The 13765-nt window shown below is 58.0% G+C and carries 11 protein-coding genes; 2 read left to right on the forward strand and 9 right to left on the reverse strand.

Features of this window, described 5'->3' with window-relative positions:
• Positions 1–79: 79 nt before the first annotated feature.
• Together GHO32_RS03515 and GHO32_RS03520 are read right to left on the reverse strand one after the other, a co-directional pair.
• Complete coding sequence (locus tag GHO32_RS03515) at positions 80–619, reverse strand: cytochrome b (RefSeq protein WP_153332943.1); 540 nt, start codon at positions 617–619, stop codon at positions 80–82.
• The gene (locus GHO32_RS03520; RefSeq protein WP_153332945.1) at positions 616–1698 is read right to left on the reverse strand and encodes a catalase family peroxidase; all 1083 of its coding nucleotides are present in this window, start codon (positions 1696–1698) and stop codon (positions 616–618) included. Before GHO32_RS03520 ends, GHO32_RS03515 begins: the two co-directional genes overlap by 4 nt.
• 184 nt (positions 1699–1882) lie before the next feature.
• On the opposite strand from GHO32_RS03520, the gene GHO32_RS03525 reads away from it, so the two are divergent.
• The gene (locus GHO32_RS03525) at positions 1883–2389 is read left to right on the forward strand and encodes a sigma-70 family RNA polymerase sigma factor (protein WP_153332947.1); all 507 of its coding nucleotides are present in this window, start codon (positions 1883–1885) and stop codon (positions 2387–2389) included.
• Positions 2386–3135: an anti-sigma factor gene (locus GHO32_RS03530; protein WP_153332949.1), complete on the forward strand. Its 750-nt coding sequence runs from the start codon at positions 2386–2388 to the stop codon at positions 3133–3135. Before GHO32_RS03525 ends, GHO32_RS03530 begins: the two co-directional genes overlap by 4 nt.
• Before the next feature lie 40 nt (positions 3136–3175).
• On the opposite strand, the gene GHO32_RS26430 is transcribed toward GHO32_RS03530, so the two are convergent.
• The 7 genes from GHO32_RS26430 to GHO32_RS03560 all read right to left on the reverse strand — a co-directional run bounded on the left by GHO32_RS26430 (position 3176) and on the right by GHO32_RS03560 (position 13728).
• Positions 3176–3346, reverse strand: coding sequence for a hypothetical protein (locus GHO32_RS26430; RefSeq protein WP_164488144.1), 171 nt, complete (start codon positions 3344–3346; stop codon positions 3176–3178).
• A gap of 147 nt (positions 3347–3493) precedes the next feature.
• The gene (locus GHO32_RS03535; protein WP_153332951.1) at positions 3494–4666 is read right to left on the reverse strand and encodes a lactonase family protein; all 1173 of its coding nucleotides are present in this window, start codon (positions 4664–4666) and stop codon (positions 3494–3496) included.
• Positions 4656–4952, reverse strand: a complete 297-nt coding sequence (locus GHO32_RS03540; protein ID WP_153332954.1) for a DUF5629 family protein — start codon at positions 4950–4952, stop codon at positions 4656–4658. The genes GHO32_RS03535 and GHO32_RS03540 overlap by 11 nt, the downstream gene beginning before the upstream one ends.
• 72 nt (positions 4953–5024) lie before the next feature.
• Positions 5025–9695 carry a dermonecrotic toxin domain-containing protein gene (locus GHO32_RS03545; RefSeq protein WP_153332956.1) on the reverse strand — a complete coding sequence of 1557 codons (4671 nt, stop codon included), beginning with the start codon at positions 9693–9695 and terminating at the stop codon, positions 5025–5027.
• Positions 9696–9969: 274 nt separating this feature from the next.
• Positions 9970–12627, reverse strand: coding sequence for an aminopeptidase N (gene pepN / locus GHO32_RS03550; protein ID WP_153332958.1), 2658 nt, complete (start codon positions 12625–12627; stop codon positions 9970–9972).
• A 13-nt stretch (positions 12628–12640) separates the two neighbouring features.
• The gene (locus tag GHO32_RS03555) at positions 12641–13471 is read right to left on the reverse strand and encodes a DUF2797 domain-containing protein (RefSeq protein WP_048370248.1); all 831 of its coding nucleotides are present in this window, start codon (positions 13469–13471) and stop codon (positions 12641–12643) included.
• Complete coding sequence (locus GHO32_RS03560; RefSeq protein WP_153332960.1) at positions 13468–13728, reverse strand: YeaC family protein; 261 nt, start codon at positions 13726–13728, stop codon at positions 13468–13470. The genes GHO32_RS03555 and GHO32_RS03560 overlap by 4 nt, the downstream gene beginning before the upstream one ends.
• Positions 13729–13765: the final 37 nt, after the last annotated feature.

Raw genomic sequence — 13765 nt, forward strand, 5'->3', positions numbered from 1 at the left:
CGAAGCTGCGATGCGGGCCGCAGGACTGCCGCGCTGGGGCAATTCGCAGCCTCATGCTTCGGCAGCGACTACAGGGTCTTCAATCCTTGCCCCGCACCATGCTTTCCAACACCCCGTCACGGCGCACCCAGCCGTGGAACAACGCTGCCGCCAAATGCGCCAACACGGTAAAAAACAACAAATACGCCAGGTACGTGTGGGTCTTGCGCAAGAACGCAAAGGTGCTTGGGTTAGCCGGCAGGATGGATGGCAGTTGCAAGGAGCTGCTCAACATCACCGGGTCACCCGCCGCCGAGATCATCGCCCAACCTATAAGCGGCAGGCTGAACATCAGCGCGTACAGCAACACGTGAGACAGTTTTGCAGCCAGAACCTGGACCGCCGGCAAATCAGCAGGCAGCGCCGGTTGATGGGTGGTAAAGCGCACAAACAGCCGCACAATCACCAGCAGCAAAATGGCAATCCCCAAGGGTTTGTGCAGGTTGAGCAACCATTCATGCCGCTCGGAGACAGAGGCCGCCAGCCCCGCCCCAATAAACAGCATGGCAATGATCATCAACGCCATCAGCCAATGCAGCAGGCGCGCCAGAGGTGCGAAATGCGTGTTAGAGGTACTCATGGACGCTTCTCCTGGGACAACTGATCAACTTCACTGGTACGCCGCAAATAAGAACTGGCATAGGCGGCCGAGCGTGCAGCCAGCAAGGGGTCGTCCGAGCCTTCAATGCCATTGGGCAAAATCAACGGGTCGTAGTTGATGTCACGGCATTCGCCATCGTTTTGTGGCTCCGCACTTTGCAGCACCAAGGTCCCCGCATTGACCACCTTACGGCTGGCTGGCCAGGTTTTACTCGCATCGTTGACCGGGTCCCCCGCGTCGGCCAAGGACAGGTTGAACTGCCATCGCAATGGCTCGGCCGACAATCGCTGCACCAAGTCTTTTTCCAGGTAGTCCGCATCATTAGGGGCCGTTGCCCCGGCGGCATCCTGACCTTCCGGCACAACGCCCCAGCGCACGGCCTGACGCTGCCCGGCGGCATTCACCAGATAGAACGCGTTAATCCCGTTGTAGCTTTCAGTCGCAAAGCTGGCCGAGGGTTTGGCGGTTTTCACCCATTGCAAAAAGGCTGCGGTTTCAGGGTGTGCAGCAAAAAACGTCGGCATGGCGTCAGGCTTCGGCTTGCCGGTAGCCGGGTCCGGCGTCCCCGCTTGCAACATCGCATAGAACGCTTCAGGCGTGCCCACCGGGAAGACTGGCATGCTGTTCATCCCGGTTCGCCATTGCTGACCATTGGCCTGTGTAAAGCGCAACGCCAAGCTGCGGATCGGCACACTGCTGTCCGGCGCGTAGGGGTTGCCGCTCGGCAAGGCAAAGCGGCCCACGACCGGAGTACGACCGGTTTCAAAGACTTGTGCGCGGGACAACGACTGAGCATTGCCGTTGCTCTCGAAATACCCGATCACGCACATGCCTTTGGCATGGTTACGCCGATACCCCGGATGCACGCCATTGTTGCGCTCCAGGGCATTGACCAGGGTTTTGGGCCGCAAGCGTTCGGCATCCAGCGTGCCGTTGACGTAAAAGAAGGTTGTGGCGATGACCGCTACCACTGCGCCAATACCCGCCAGACGCAGCAACACACTGGCGGGGCTCAATGCCGCTTTCACGGGCCGTACGGGCGGTAATTGATCTACCATAAAGTGTTCCTTGGCCACGGGCCATCAGGTGGATGGCCTATGAGACGCAGGCCGATCAGGCTTATTCCCGGCGCCAGGCAATTATTTTCAGGTTATTTATTTTCAAGCCCAGGGGAATAAAGGCTAAGACTGATCGTCTTCATGACGCTGATCCGATTAACAGACCCACCCGGCGCCAGTCACCATGCATCCATTTGACGAGCAATTGCGCGAACTCATGCCGAGCCTCAGGCGCTTTGCCCTGTCGTTGACGCGCCACGCCAGCAATGCCGACGACCTGGTGCAAAATTGCCTTGAGCGCGCCCTCGGCAGCGTCGCCAGTAAACGCCCGGACGGTGATTTACGGGCCTGGCTGTTTACCATTCTGTACCACCAGTTTGTCGACAACCATCGGCGCACCCGGCGCTATGCGCGGATGCTGGAGTTCTTTACAGGCCGCGACGACGCGCAACCCTCCACCGAGCGCACCGTAATAGCCCAAACCACGCTGCAAGCATTCGACCAGTTGAGCACCGAGCAACGGGCGCTGCTGTTATGGATTTCTGTGGAGGGATTGAGTTACCAGCAAGTGGCCGACATCCTTGAAGTGCCGATCGGCACAGTGATGTCGCGTCTGTCACGCGCACGCCAGGCCCTGCGCGCACTCAGTGAAGGCGAAATTACCCGCCCTGTTTTGCGGAGACTTAAATGATCACCACCCCGCCCAGTGAGCACGACCTGCATGCTTACGTCGATCACGCGCTCAGCGAGTCTGAACGACAACAGGTCGAGCGCTATCTAGACGCCCACCCCGAGGTCGCCGCCCGGGTTCATGCCTGGCAGCGAGATGCACAAAACCTTCGTACGGCGTTGCAGCAAACCCTGCAACAACCGGATAACCCGGCACTCGACCCTGCGGCCATTCGCCAGCGCCAACGTCGCCATGCCACGCGTCATTGGGCTACGGCGGCGGTCTTGTTGATTGCAGTGAGTGTGGGCGGGCTCGGCGGCTGGCAGGCCCGGCAAATGACCTTGAGCCCTGCCATGCTGCCGATGACCGACGCACTGGCAGCACATCGCATGTTTGCCGAACAGGGGTTTCTGCCTGCCGACTATAAAGTCGAGCAAAGCAGCGACATGCAAGCCTGGATGGACCGTTATTTCAGCCACGCTGAACGTTTGCCGGACTTGAGCCGCGCAGGCTTCAAACCGGTCAGTTGCCGCTTACTGACCACTGATCAAGGCGGCGCGGCAATGGTGTTGTATGAAAACCCGCAGGGCCAGCAAATCAGCTTTTACATCCGCCCGCCAGGCCCGCAAAACAGTCTGCTGCCCCGAGGCAGCCGACGCGATGGGGACTTGCAGGCCGACTACTGGTCAGGCCCCGGCTATAACTACGCCATGGTCGGCCCCGCTGAAGGGCCGACTGCAAAGTTGCTGAATACGCTGAGTTTTTGACAGTGAACCTGGCTGCGATCAGCGTTTGAATGGGGGGAGATTATTGCGCCTTATGGTCCAGCGCCGCATAGAAGTTGGCGCTTTGCTGCAGATATTTCTGGGTATACGCCGTGGACTTTTTGTCGCTGGCCACGGTGTTGGCGCTGGCTGGCAGGGCCACGGTGGCAGAGATGGCGGAAGCAGCGATGACGGAGAAAAGATTGAAGTTCATTGCGGTAACCCTCGACGATTCAGTTAGCTTGCTTGCCTGTTCAGGCCGTGGAGCCAACTTAACGCCAAGGGTCTTCACACTGAAATTCATTGCGCCACTAACCAGTATCAGCGCGATTGATAGAAGGCGCAGCCTTCAACTCAAGCCTTAAGGGCAGTGAATGAATTTCACATCGGAGGGTGCATCCATCGCCAGCTTTTGCAGGGTTTTACCCAGCTTGCCGGTCACGGGATCACGCTCAACCACCACGATTTCATTGCTCATCTGGTTGGCGATCAGCACGAATTTGCCATTGGGGCTCAGGGTGAATTCGCGCGGGTGATCACCGTCAACCGAACGACGCTGGATCTCGCTCAACTCGCCATTCGCCGGGTTGATGGCGAACACCAAAAGCTCGTTGGCCTTGCCGCGATTGCTCACGTACAGGAACTTGCCATCGGCAGAGGCGTGCACTGCGCCTGCTGCGCGGTTCTGCGCGGGCATGCCATGGGCAAGGTCCAATGCCTGGCGCTGTTTGAGCTGACCATTGTCATAGTCAAACACAAACACCTGCGCGCTCATTTCGGTGGTCAGGTACGCGTGTTTGCCGTCCTTGGAGAACAACAAATGACGCGGCCCGCTGCCAGCAGGCAACTCAATGGCCGCAGGCGTGGCTGCGACCAGCGGGTGTTCCGGGTTGGCTGCGGGGTCGTAGCGGTAAACAAACACTTTGTCTGCGCCCAAATCACTGGCGTAAACAAATTTTCCGTCAGGTGACGACACCACCGAATGCACATGGGCCGACATTTGCCGTTCAGGGTTAACCCGGCTTGGCTGATGGCTGCTCATTTGCGTAACAGGCTGCAATTGGCCGTCGGCATTGATCGGCAATACGGCCAGGCTGCCACCCGGGTCTTCATGCACACCGTAGTTGGCAATGAACAGGTATTTTTCATCAGCACTCAAGCTGGAGTGCGTCGGCTCTTCGCCCAAGGTTTTAACCTGGTTGACCAGCCTCAATTCATGGGTTTTTGGATCAATCGCAAGACTGCTGACGCGCCCGACAACGTCAGCCTGGCCTTGCCCATTCTCATTCACCACAAACAGGCGGCTCTGATCTTTGGACAAGGTCAACCACGACGGGTTGGCAGCCTTGAAGACTTGCAACGGTTCAGGGGTGATGCGCCCGCTCTCGCTGTCAAACTGCAAGCGGTAAATACCCTGGCTTATGCCTTGGGTATACGAGCCCACCAGCAGCTCTGCACCCGGGGTGCAGGCGGCGTGAGCCGACATCGCCCCCACACTCGAGGCCATCAACAAGGGCAACCATTTAAGCTTCATCAAGCACCTCGTCGTCATCGTCGTTGCTCGCGCACACGGCGCTGAAGCAAACCAGGCGGTGTTCACTGGCATCGCCAGCCAGCGTCCAGCTTTGCAACTTATCGTCGTACACCGCAGCATCGACCTGCTCCGGGCTCATGCTCCAGCGCTTATTCACCCGACCATCCATGGCTTCAATGAGCAGCCCTTTGTCATCAAGGGAAAACTCAAACGCATGCAACCCGTCAATTTCCAGCATATCGCTGGTTTCAAGGGCTGCGCGCAAGGTCTGGTTTACGTCACTCATTAATCATTCACCTGTGGGAAAGGCGTAATGATAGGTCATAAAAGCCTTCAACCCTATGCTTGCCAGAAGCGTTTAGCCTTCCAAGGGCCAAAAACGCTCATTGAGCATTTTTTCGCTTATTTTGCCGTAATGCACCGTCGTCGTTTGCCCTTTGGCAGCCAGGCTGGCCTGGCTGTCGTAACGCTGGCTCTTGAGCTTGAAATGCGCGGCCGACGGCGATTTAGCAGGTGTGGTGAGGTCGGGGTAATGCAGATGCGCGTACCACAGCACCTGATTGTTTTTAGTACGCACCTCGTACTCTTGAACCACATCGCGACGCTCTCCCTTCAAAACCACACGCTGGCCAATGCGCACCAGACTGACCTCGCCCTTGCTCAACAGAAACTCCACCACCGGTGTGGTCGGCGGCACCGACTTCAGCACCCAAATGCCTTGCTCGCGCAGCTTGGCTGCCCCCTCGCGCAAGCGTTTGAGCAATGAACGCGGAGTACCCGGTTTGGGTTTATCCACTACCGGTTCATCGGCAAAGGTGCGTTCAATTTCAGCGATCAGCACGTCCAGCTTTTGCGCCTCTCTCTCCAAGGTTTCTTCCATCTCCAAGGGGTATCTGGAGCGGCCCGAGTACAGTTTCACCAGCCTGATTTTTTCATCGAGTTTGCCCAACAACGTATTGCACTGACTACGAATAGTTGCCAATGGGCGGCCATCCTGTCGAGGCAACGGCCTTTGGACCTCGTCCCACATGTTCTTGGGCGAGCGGGTAAACACAAGCTTGGGCTTATCGGGTTCAGGGCTTTGCGAACGGCGTTCGACAGTAGACGTGGAAGTCATGACATCGACGATTTCAGGGTCCTGCTCAGATGCACGAGCACGGGCGACGCCGATCAGAATGCCTTGATTGCGTGTGCGTATCATTCGGCGTGTAGAGCGCTGGGGGCTGGAGGCCACAGGTTGCTGAGGCAGCCATTCATCATGTTCCTTGATTTCTTGGGCCAGTTCCTGCTCCACCGTCACATTGAGCCTTTCGAGCACTTCGTTCAGCCGGTGGTAATCAGCCATATTCAACTGCTCGCCCACCTCCAGTTGCAAGAGCGCGACGGCGTCATGGGCCTTGGCATACTGCTCACGTACACTCTCCAGAATTTCGATGCGCTCGCTATACGTGAACAGGGTTCTGTCGGCCAGTTGGGAGTGCGCCTCAACCGTATAGCCCAAGGGCCCGGTAATGGCGTGCAAGCGCTCCCAGACCTCACCAAACAGGTCTTTGGGTATCAGGTCACACAGGGTTCTTAGTACCTGGTTTTGAAAGTCCATTTCCGTGCCCTCGCGGTCCATGCCGGAGGCGTCCGTGAAGAACTGCCCGATCATCTGTTCGCGGGCCATTTTATCGCCCACACGGGGCACATCCCTGAGCGCTTGAAGGTAGTGTTTAAGGGTCTGAAACTCTTCGACCTGTTGGGTCTGGATTTTAAGAAAGTCACGTTTGAACTCAATAAACTGAGCTGTACCGGCGGCGTCCAGCGTAAGGGCCTCATGGGTATTGAACGTCGGATGCAACTGCCTCAACAGCCCCCCCAGAACATTTTGGACAAACAGCACATTGGTCGACACCATGCACAGTGATCGGTAAAAGCCACCCAGGATGTGATGGTCCTGTGGGTCCGGCTTTAACGCATGACGGGCCTGAATGCTTTCTAGCCCCATCACAAGGTCGGCCTTGGCGTGGTCCAGCACGGTGCGTAAATACCTGATTCGCAGGTTCTTTTCCATGTGAGTGAACTGGTGGCTGTTCTCACCCTCCGTGGCTTCCAGGGCTCTTCCCAGTTCTTCAGTGATCCTGTCATTGGTGGTTTTTTCCCCCGCCACAAACCCTTCAAGCCTTCGCGTCAGTTCATCCACCTGACGATTGCGTTGCGCCAGTCGCTCATTCAGCGCCCTCCGACGACTGGGACCGCCACCGCGCAAGCGCATGCCGCTGTCAAAATCCCACTTGCCTGCCCCGTCACTGCGCAACCAGGGCCCTGGGTCCAGAGGGTTGCCCGGGTTAACGGTGACAACGCCCTCGTCCTCCAGGGACACTTGGTAACTGAAACCCCGCACCACCGCACACCAGGCTTTGTTCACCACATACAAGCCCTTGCGTTCACCGTGTGCAACAGGCTCGACCGTTCCGATTTCCGGCCCCCGATTGCGATCCAGCCAAGTCAGTTGTGCGGGTGTGAAGTCGATTCTCGGATTGTTGAACCACGTGAAATCCAGGGCGCTGAAGTTATTGCCCACCGGCACATCCGAAAAATACACCGGGCCGGTCTTGACCTCGACAGGTGCCAGGGGCTTTTCGATCATCGGGGCATCAAGGGCAGAGGCCAGCCAAGGTTCAGGCTCTTCATTCGCCACACCGACTACCGGCGAGCGTGGCACCCCATGCAGCAGCACCAGAGCAATATTGAACAGCAGGTCGATGATCGCAGGTGTCCGGGCACGTTCGTCATCGCTTTGCAGCATATGAATATCCTGTCGGACTGCCGTGAAGGTCAAATACACCCAGCCCAGCAACGCCAGCGGACCTTTGATCCACGGCGACCCCAGCACACTGTTCAGCAACAACCAGCCTCCCGCCTTAAGGCTCGCCCAACGGCTTTCAGCATTCGAGACGGTTTGCCGGTCAGCCAGCATCACCAGCGCGCGGGCGGTATTCATAAACAGGTCATGCTTGTAGTGACTGCTCAGCGGCTGAGAAAAGAACTGTGCCTGTGCAGGCCTCCGAGCAAGGCGCAAGGCACTGTCGGCATAGCTGGATCGTGCCGCATCCGGCAACCAGTCCAGCACGCTGTCGCGCAAGGCACCTGAGGTCGTGAACGCGTCCAGCATGTCTTGCACCGAGGCATACTCAATCAACGCCTCCTTGAACAATGGTCGGTACAGCACGCACCGCCCGTTCAACGGGTTGCCGATGCCTATCACGTAAATGTTGCTGACAAAATCAGGCACAGCGCGGAGGTGTTTCACCAGGCCCAACGGGCAAATGTTCACCGCTTGCCCCTCCAGCACGCGGGCCTCGGCATGGGGCTGCATCAAGGCTGCCACGCACCGGTAGCCCCAGTCAGTCATGCCCCCCTGCCCCTGCAGCTTCATTTCCAGCGCCAGCAAAGGCAAAGACACCCGCAACTGCTCAACGTACAAGCCTTCGCGACGCAGGGCTTCGGGTGCGTCGTCCAGCAGCAGTCGACGGATCAAACCCGGGTAGGCCTCACCGATATTCACTCGCGTAATGAGCTGCCTGATGTAGGCAGGGGTGAGCCACCAGTCTTGAATCAGTTGGTTGCGTTTATGCCGCAGTGTCATGTGGCCACCCGGCCAGGCCACCAGGTTTTGCAGGGCCAGTTCGGTCAGCGTAAACGTGACGGTGTGTACCTGACCGGCCGTACCAAACGGCCCGAAGGGCACCGCAAAATCGAGCATAAGGTCATCCGGGTCATAGCCCGGAGCCAGCGGCTGGTCCTGACGCATCTGTTGCTGTAACCGTTGCCTGGCCCAAGTGTGAAGATCGGCAATGCCTTCGTTGAAAACCCGGCCTCGGGCCTTGCGGCTGATGTCCGCAAGGTCGGTGAGGTGCGAGCGGTAGGCTAAGCGATCCTGCACAGACGCGGTGCGTAACCACGCCGGTAAGGCGTTATACACGCGAGCCAGCGACTCGGATGCCGGCAGCTCATCGTTTTCAACGAGGGCTCCGGGGTCGGTGATGTTCCTTAAGTGCTGTTCCAGTTGAACCAGCGTACGCACGCCGGAGGTTGCCCCGCCCACCAGCGAGGCTATGCGCTCGAGTTGGTTGTTGAAGACGATCATCGCCTGCACCTGCAAGCAGTGACCTGCGGGTTCGTAACGTTTGCAGGTCAGGGACTTGGCCGGATAACGGCGCGGCAGTGTCCGGCCTAGCACACTCTCATACGCTCCGAGCGAGGCATAGGACTCGATGTGCCCACCAGGCCGACACTGCAACAGTTGCTCCTGCCCATTAACGCCATGCACAATCAGCAGATCAGGCAGCAGCAGGTTGATCGTAGGGCCCTCCCCGCTCACTACCACTTGGGCAAAGTAAACCTTGGGCTGCTCCCGATATCGCAGTTGCTGAAGCCGATCACTTAACAATGGGGTTCTGACGATGCCCCTCACCACCTGAATCTGCTCATCACTCAAACTGCTTGAGGTATTAGCGGCCGCCAACAAGGTGTCACTCAACCATTGCCCCAGCCATAAGGTGCGGCTCTGATAGCCGGGCACAGGCTCGTTCCAGAAATCCACCAAAGCCTGCTGAAATGACCAGATCCAGTGCTGCAACACATGGCGCATAGCCCGTTCAACAGTGGGTATATCAAGGAATGAAGGGGTCTGGGCATTCAGCACTTCACCTTCGGACAGTTGCACCAGATAGCATTGTGTTGGCTCGTAGTAGCTGTAATTCAGAGGCGTGCCGACTGCGATGTGCTCAAGCATGGCGTCCAGCAACGGTACGCAGCGCAGCGCAGGCAAAGGCTTGTCATTGGCGTCGACGGCCCAGACGATCTGCAGCTGCAGTACGTGGATTTTTAAAACCCAGCCTGCAAAGTGCTGCTTAAGGGCCTTTTCCAGCGCATTAGCAATGACCGCGCTCAAGGTTGGGCGACCATCGAACTGATGCATAAGGCTAACTTTAAGCAGTTCAGTGCGACTGATGGATAACGGGGGGGCGACCGGAACAGTCATAGCGGAGTACCTGCACATAGAAGGAGTTGGTCGGCGCCATTGCGTCAACCTTGCGCAGGTATCTAAAAATAAGTAGCAAGCAAAACTGCGGTATTCCGTTACCGACAGCCCTGACGTCGCTAACAGCAATGAGGCGCCGCAGTGACGCTTGACGCAGTAAAACGTTGCTGGCTGCCTCTCAACTCGGCTCCGCTGTTCAGCGACTACCGGTGTTCAATGCACACAAAAAAGGCGCTGACCGAATTACCGGCCAGCGCCTTTTCAGCCACCGCGTTTACGCGAGGCTTTTACTGACCACTTCAAATACGTCACTGGACAACTCGCCAGAGCTGCGAATGCGCTCAAGCTCTGCCTTCATCAGCGCCTGACGGGCACTGTCGTATTTGCGCCAGCGGGTCAGCGGGGCCAACTGCCGCGAGGCGATTTGTGGGTTAAGCGCATTGAGCTGGATAACCAGATCTGCCAGGAAGCGGTAGCCCGAGCCATCGGCGGCGTGGAAGTTGATCAGGTTCTGCCCGGCAAAAGCACCGATCAAGGCCCGGACCTTGTTCGGGTTTTTGATGGTGAACGCAGGGTGCTCCATCAGTTGCTGAACACGCTGCAAAGCACCCGGCAGCGGGCTGGCCGCCTGCACGCTGAACCACTGGTCCATGACCAGCGGATTGTCCTTGAAGTGCTCGGCAAAACTGGCCAGGGCCAGGGCTTTTTCAGCCTCGAACGGCGAATTGACCAGTATCGCCAGCGCGTTCAGGCGCTCGGTCATGTTGTCGCTGTTTTCGAACTGTTCCAGCGTTGCCGCCACAACTTCAGGTTTGCCACTCAGGCTCAGGTACGACAGCGCAATGTTTTGCAGGCTGCGGCGGGCGAAATGCTCATCTTCGGCCACATAGGGCGTGACTTTAGACACTTCACGGTTGGCCTGGTAACGCGCCCACAACTCGTCAAACAGGCTGTCGGCCAATTGCTTGCGCGCAAACTCGCGCGCCGCGTGAATGGCATCGACATCGGCCACTTCGCTGATTTCGGTCAAGTAGGCTTCACCCGGCAACGACAGCATCTCGGCCACCATCGCCTGATCCAGTTGCGGGTTGGTCAGCACGCTGCGCAGGGCTTCGACCAGGCGCGGGTCCATGACCAGGGTTTCGCCACGTTGATACTGACCAATCAGCGTCTGCAAGACTTGCACCGACAACTGCTGACCCGCATCCCAACGGTTGAAACCGTCGGTGTCGTGTTGCATCAGGAACACCAGTTGGTCACTGCTGTAGGCAAACTGCAACTTCACCGGCGCCGAGAAACCGCGCAGCAAGGACGGCAGCGGTTTTTCATTGATACCGACAAAGGTGAACGTCTGTTCTGCTTCGGTCACCGACAGAACACGGCTGGTGCCGACCGCCGCCGATTCGCCGGCCAGTTGCAGCGGCAACTCGGCACCCTGGGCATTCAACAGTCCCAGCTCGACCGGGATCACGAACGGCAGCTTTTCAACTTTGTCCGGGGTCTGCGGGCAGCTTTGGGCGAAAGTCAGGCTGTAGGTTTTTTGCTCAGCGTCGTAATGCTCGCTGACAGCCAGACGCGGGGTGCCCGCCTGGCTGTACCAGCGCTTGAATTGGCTGAGGTCCGCGCCATTGGCGTCCTCCATGGCCTTGATAAAGTCGTCGCAGGTCACGGCCTGGCCGTCGTGGCGTTCAAAGTACAGGTCGCTGCCCTTGCGAAAGCCCTCGGCGCCGAGCAAGGTTTGCAGCATGCGCACCACTTCCGAGCCCTTTTCATAAACGGTCAGGGTGTAGAAGTTGGAGATTTCGATAAAGCTCTCAGGGCGCACGGCGTGAGCCATCGGGCCTGCGTCTTCGGCGAACTGGTGCGTGCGCAGGAACGCGACGTCCTGAATGCGCTTGACAACCCGTGAGTTCATGTCGGCCGAGAACTCGGAATCACGGAACACCGTGAAGCCTTCTTTGAGCGACAACTGGAACCAGTCACGGCAGGTCACGCGGTTGCCCGACCAGTTGTGGAAGTATTCGTGGGCAACAATCGCTTCAACCCGCTGGTGAGCAGCGTCGGTCGCCGTCTCTGCACGGGCCAGCACGGCGCTGGAGTTGAAAATATTGAGGCCTTTGTTCTCCATGGCGCCCATGTTGAAGTCGTTCACCGCAACGATCATGAAGATGTCCAGATCGTATTCACGACCATAGGCTTCTTCGTCCCAGCGCATGGACTTTTTCAGGCTGTTCATGGCGTGCTGGCATTTGTCGATGTTCTCGGGCTCGACGTAAATGCGCAGCGCCACGGTGCGATTAGTCATGGTGGTGAACGTGTCTTCAACGCACCACAGGTCGCCCGCGACCAAGGCAAACAGGTAGGCCGGCTTTTTAAACGGGTCTTCCCAGGTCGCCCAGTGGCGGCCGTCTTCATCGGGGCCGCTGGCCAGCGGGTTACCGTTGGACAGCAGGATCGGGTAGCGATGCTGTTCGGCGACCACGGTAGTGGTGAACGTGCTCATCACGTCCGGGCGGTCAAGGTAATAGGTGATCTTGCGAAAGCCTTCGGCCTCGCACTGGGTGCAGAACATCGTGCCGGACTTGTACAAGCCTTCCAGCGCGGTATTGGATTCGGGGTGGATCTTGACGCTGGTGTCGACCACAAACTGCTCGGTGGTCGGATGCAGGGTCAGGTGGCTGTCTGTCAGCTCGTAGTCCGCTGCGGTCAGCTCGACATCGTCAAGCTTGACCGACAGCAGCTCCAGTTGCTGGCCGTCCAGCGCCAGGGCCGGGAAGCCCTGGCCACGGGCGGGATTGCGGCGCATCACCAGTTGCGCATGGACCAGCGTGTGGTCCTCGAACAGCTCGAAGGTCAGGTGCGTCTCGTCAATCAGGTACTCGGGCGCCTGGTAGTCCTTCAGGTAGATCATTTGCGGTTGTTCGGTGCGCATGCTGCAATCCTTTTTACTGATGCACGGCCAACTGGTAGGCCGTGTATTTGCGAATATTGATAACGCCGGTGTCGAAGATCAGGTATTGACCCTTGATCCCCATCAACGTGCCTTCAACGACAGGGTCTTTGTCCAGATTAAAGCTCACGATCTTGCTCGGGTATTGCTCGACCGGGTAGCGAATCTCGATGGGCTCGACGCTATGCAAAGGTTGTACCGCCTGTAGCCCGAAACGTTCCTGCAAGATCTGCAGGCCTTCTGCGCAACTGCCAAACAGCTCATCTCGCACCGCCGCCAGATCCACCGGCTGAGCATCGCCCTTTAGCAGTGCGCGCCAGTTGGTACGGTCGGCCACTTGGGTGCGCAGCAGGTCCTCGACAAACCCCGACTGCTGGCGCGTGGCCACACGCACGATCGGCAATGCCTGGCTCGCGCCCTGATCCAGCCAGCGGGTCGGCAGTTGCGTGGCACGGGTAATGCCGACTTTCACGCCTGACGAATTGGCCAGGTACACCACATGGTCAGTCATGCAGAACTTCTCGCCCCACGACGGCTCACGGCATGTGCCTGCGTCGTAATGGCAGCGCTCCGGGCTCATGATGCAGACATCGCACTGCGCCAGTTTAGTCATGCACGGGTAGCAATAGCCCTGACTGAAGCTTTTTTTGGTTTTGCGTCCACAGTGGGTGCAATTGATCTCCCCCAGGAACTCCAGACGCAGTTTAGTCCCGATCAACGGATTGACCGGCACCTCGGTATCGCCCAAACGAAACGCATATTGAACGGTCGGCTCTTGCAGGCTTGCCGACATTTTGCTGATTGCACCGCGACCAATCTCAATCAATGGATAGCATCCGACTTGAACAGGATGTTTGGCACGGGCGCCGACTTGGAGCTGCATTCTTGCGGGCCCATGTAGCCGGTTCGCTCATCTTCAGGCAGGTTCTGCACTTCCCAAGCGATCATCGCCTGCAACGACAGCTCGCGCTGCTCGGCGGTCAGCTTGTTGCCATCGGCCCACTTGCCGATTTCGACCGCCAGTTTCAGGCTCTGATAGATATCAGGGGTGATGTTTTTAATCATTTCATTGAAAGAGGACATGGTTCTTTTCCTGCTCGAGAACATTTGCATGAAATTA

Origin of the sequence: Pseudomonas sp. FSL R10-2189, from assembly GCF_009600325.1 — a bacterium.
Classification (GTDB): Bacteria; Pseudomonadota; Gammaproteobacteria; order Pseudomonadales; family Pseudomonadaceae; genus Aquipseudomonas; species Aquipseudomonas helleri.

What these genes read in the sequence shown, in the direction of transcription:
- GHO32_RS03515 (WP_153332943.1), bottom strand. Translation starts at nt 619, where the DNA reads ATGAGTACCTCTAACACGCATTTCGCACCTCTGGCGCGCCTGCTGCAT.
- GHO32_RS03520 (WP_153332945.1), bottom strand. Translation starts at nt 1,698, where the DNA reads ATGGTAGATCAATTACCGCCCGTACGGCCCGTGAAAGCGGCATTGAGC.
- GHO32_RS03525 (WP_153332947.1), top strand. Translation starts at nt 1,883, where the DNA reads ATGCATCCATTTGACGAGCAATTGCGCGAACTCATGCCGAGCCTCAGG.
- GHO32_RS03530 (WP_153332949.1), top strand. Translation starts at nt 2,386, where the DNA reads ATGATCACCACCCCGCCCAGTGAGCACGACCTGCATGCTTACGTCGAT.
- GHO32_RS26430 (WP_164488144.1), bottom strand. Translation starts at nt 3,346, where the DNA reads ATGAACTTCAATCTTTTCTCCGTCATCGCTGCTTCCGCCATCTCTGCC.
- GHO32_RS03535 (WP_153332951.1), bottom strand. Translation starts at nt 4,666, where the DNA reads ATGAAGCTTAAATGGTTGCCCTTGTTGATGGCCTCGAGTGTGGGGGCG.
- GHO32_RS03540 (WP_153332954.1), bottom strand. Translation starts at nt 4,952, where the DNA reads ATGAGTGACGTAAACCAGACCTTGCGCGCAGCCCTTGAAACCAGCGAT.
- GHO32_RS03545 (WP_153332956.1), bottom strand. Translation starts at nt 9,695, where the DNA reads ATGACTGTTCCGGTCGCCCCCCCGTTATCCATCAGTCGCACTGAACTG.
- pepN (WP_153332958.1), bottom strand. Translation starts at nt 12,627, where the DNA reads ATGCGCACCGAACAACCGCAAATGATCTACCTGAAGGACTACCAGGCG.
- GHO32_RS03560 (WP_153332960.1), bottom strand. Translation starts at nt 13,728, where the DNA reads ATGTCCTCTTTCAATGAAATGATTAAAAACATCACCCCTGATATCTAT.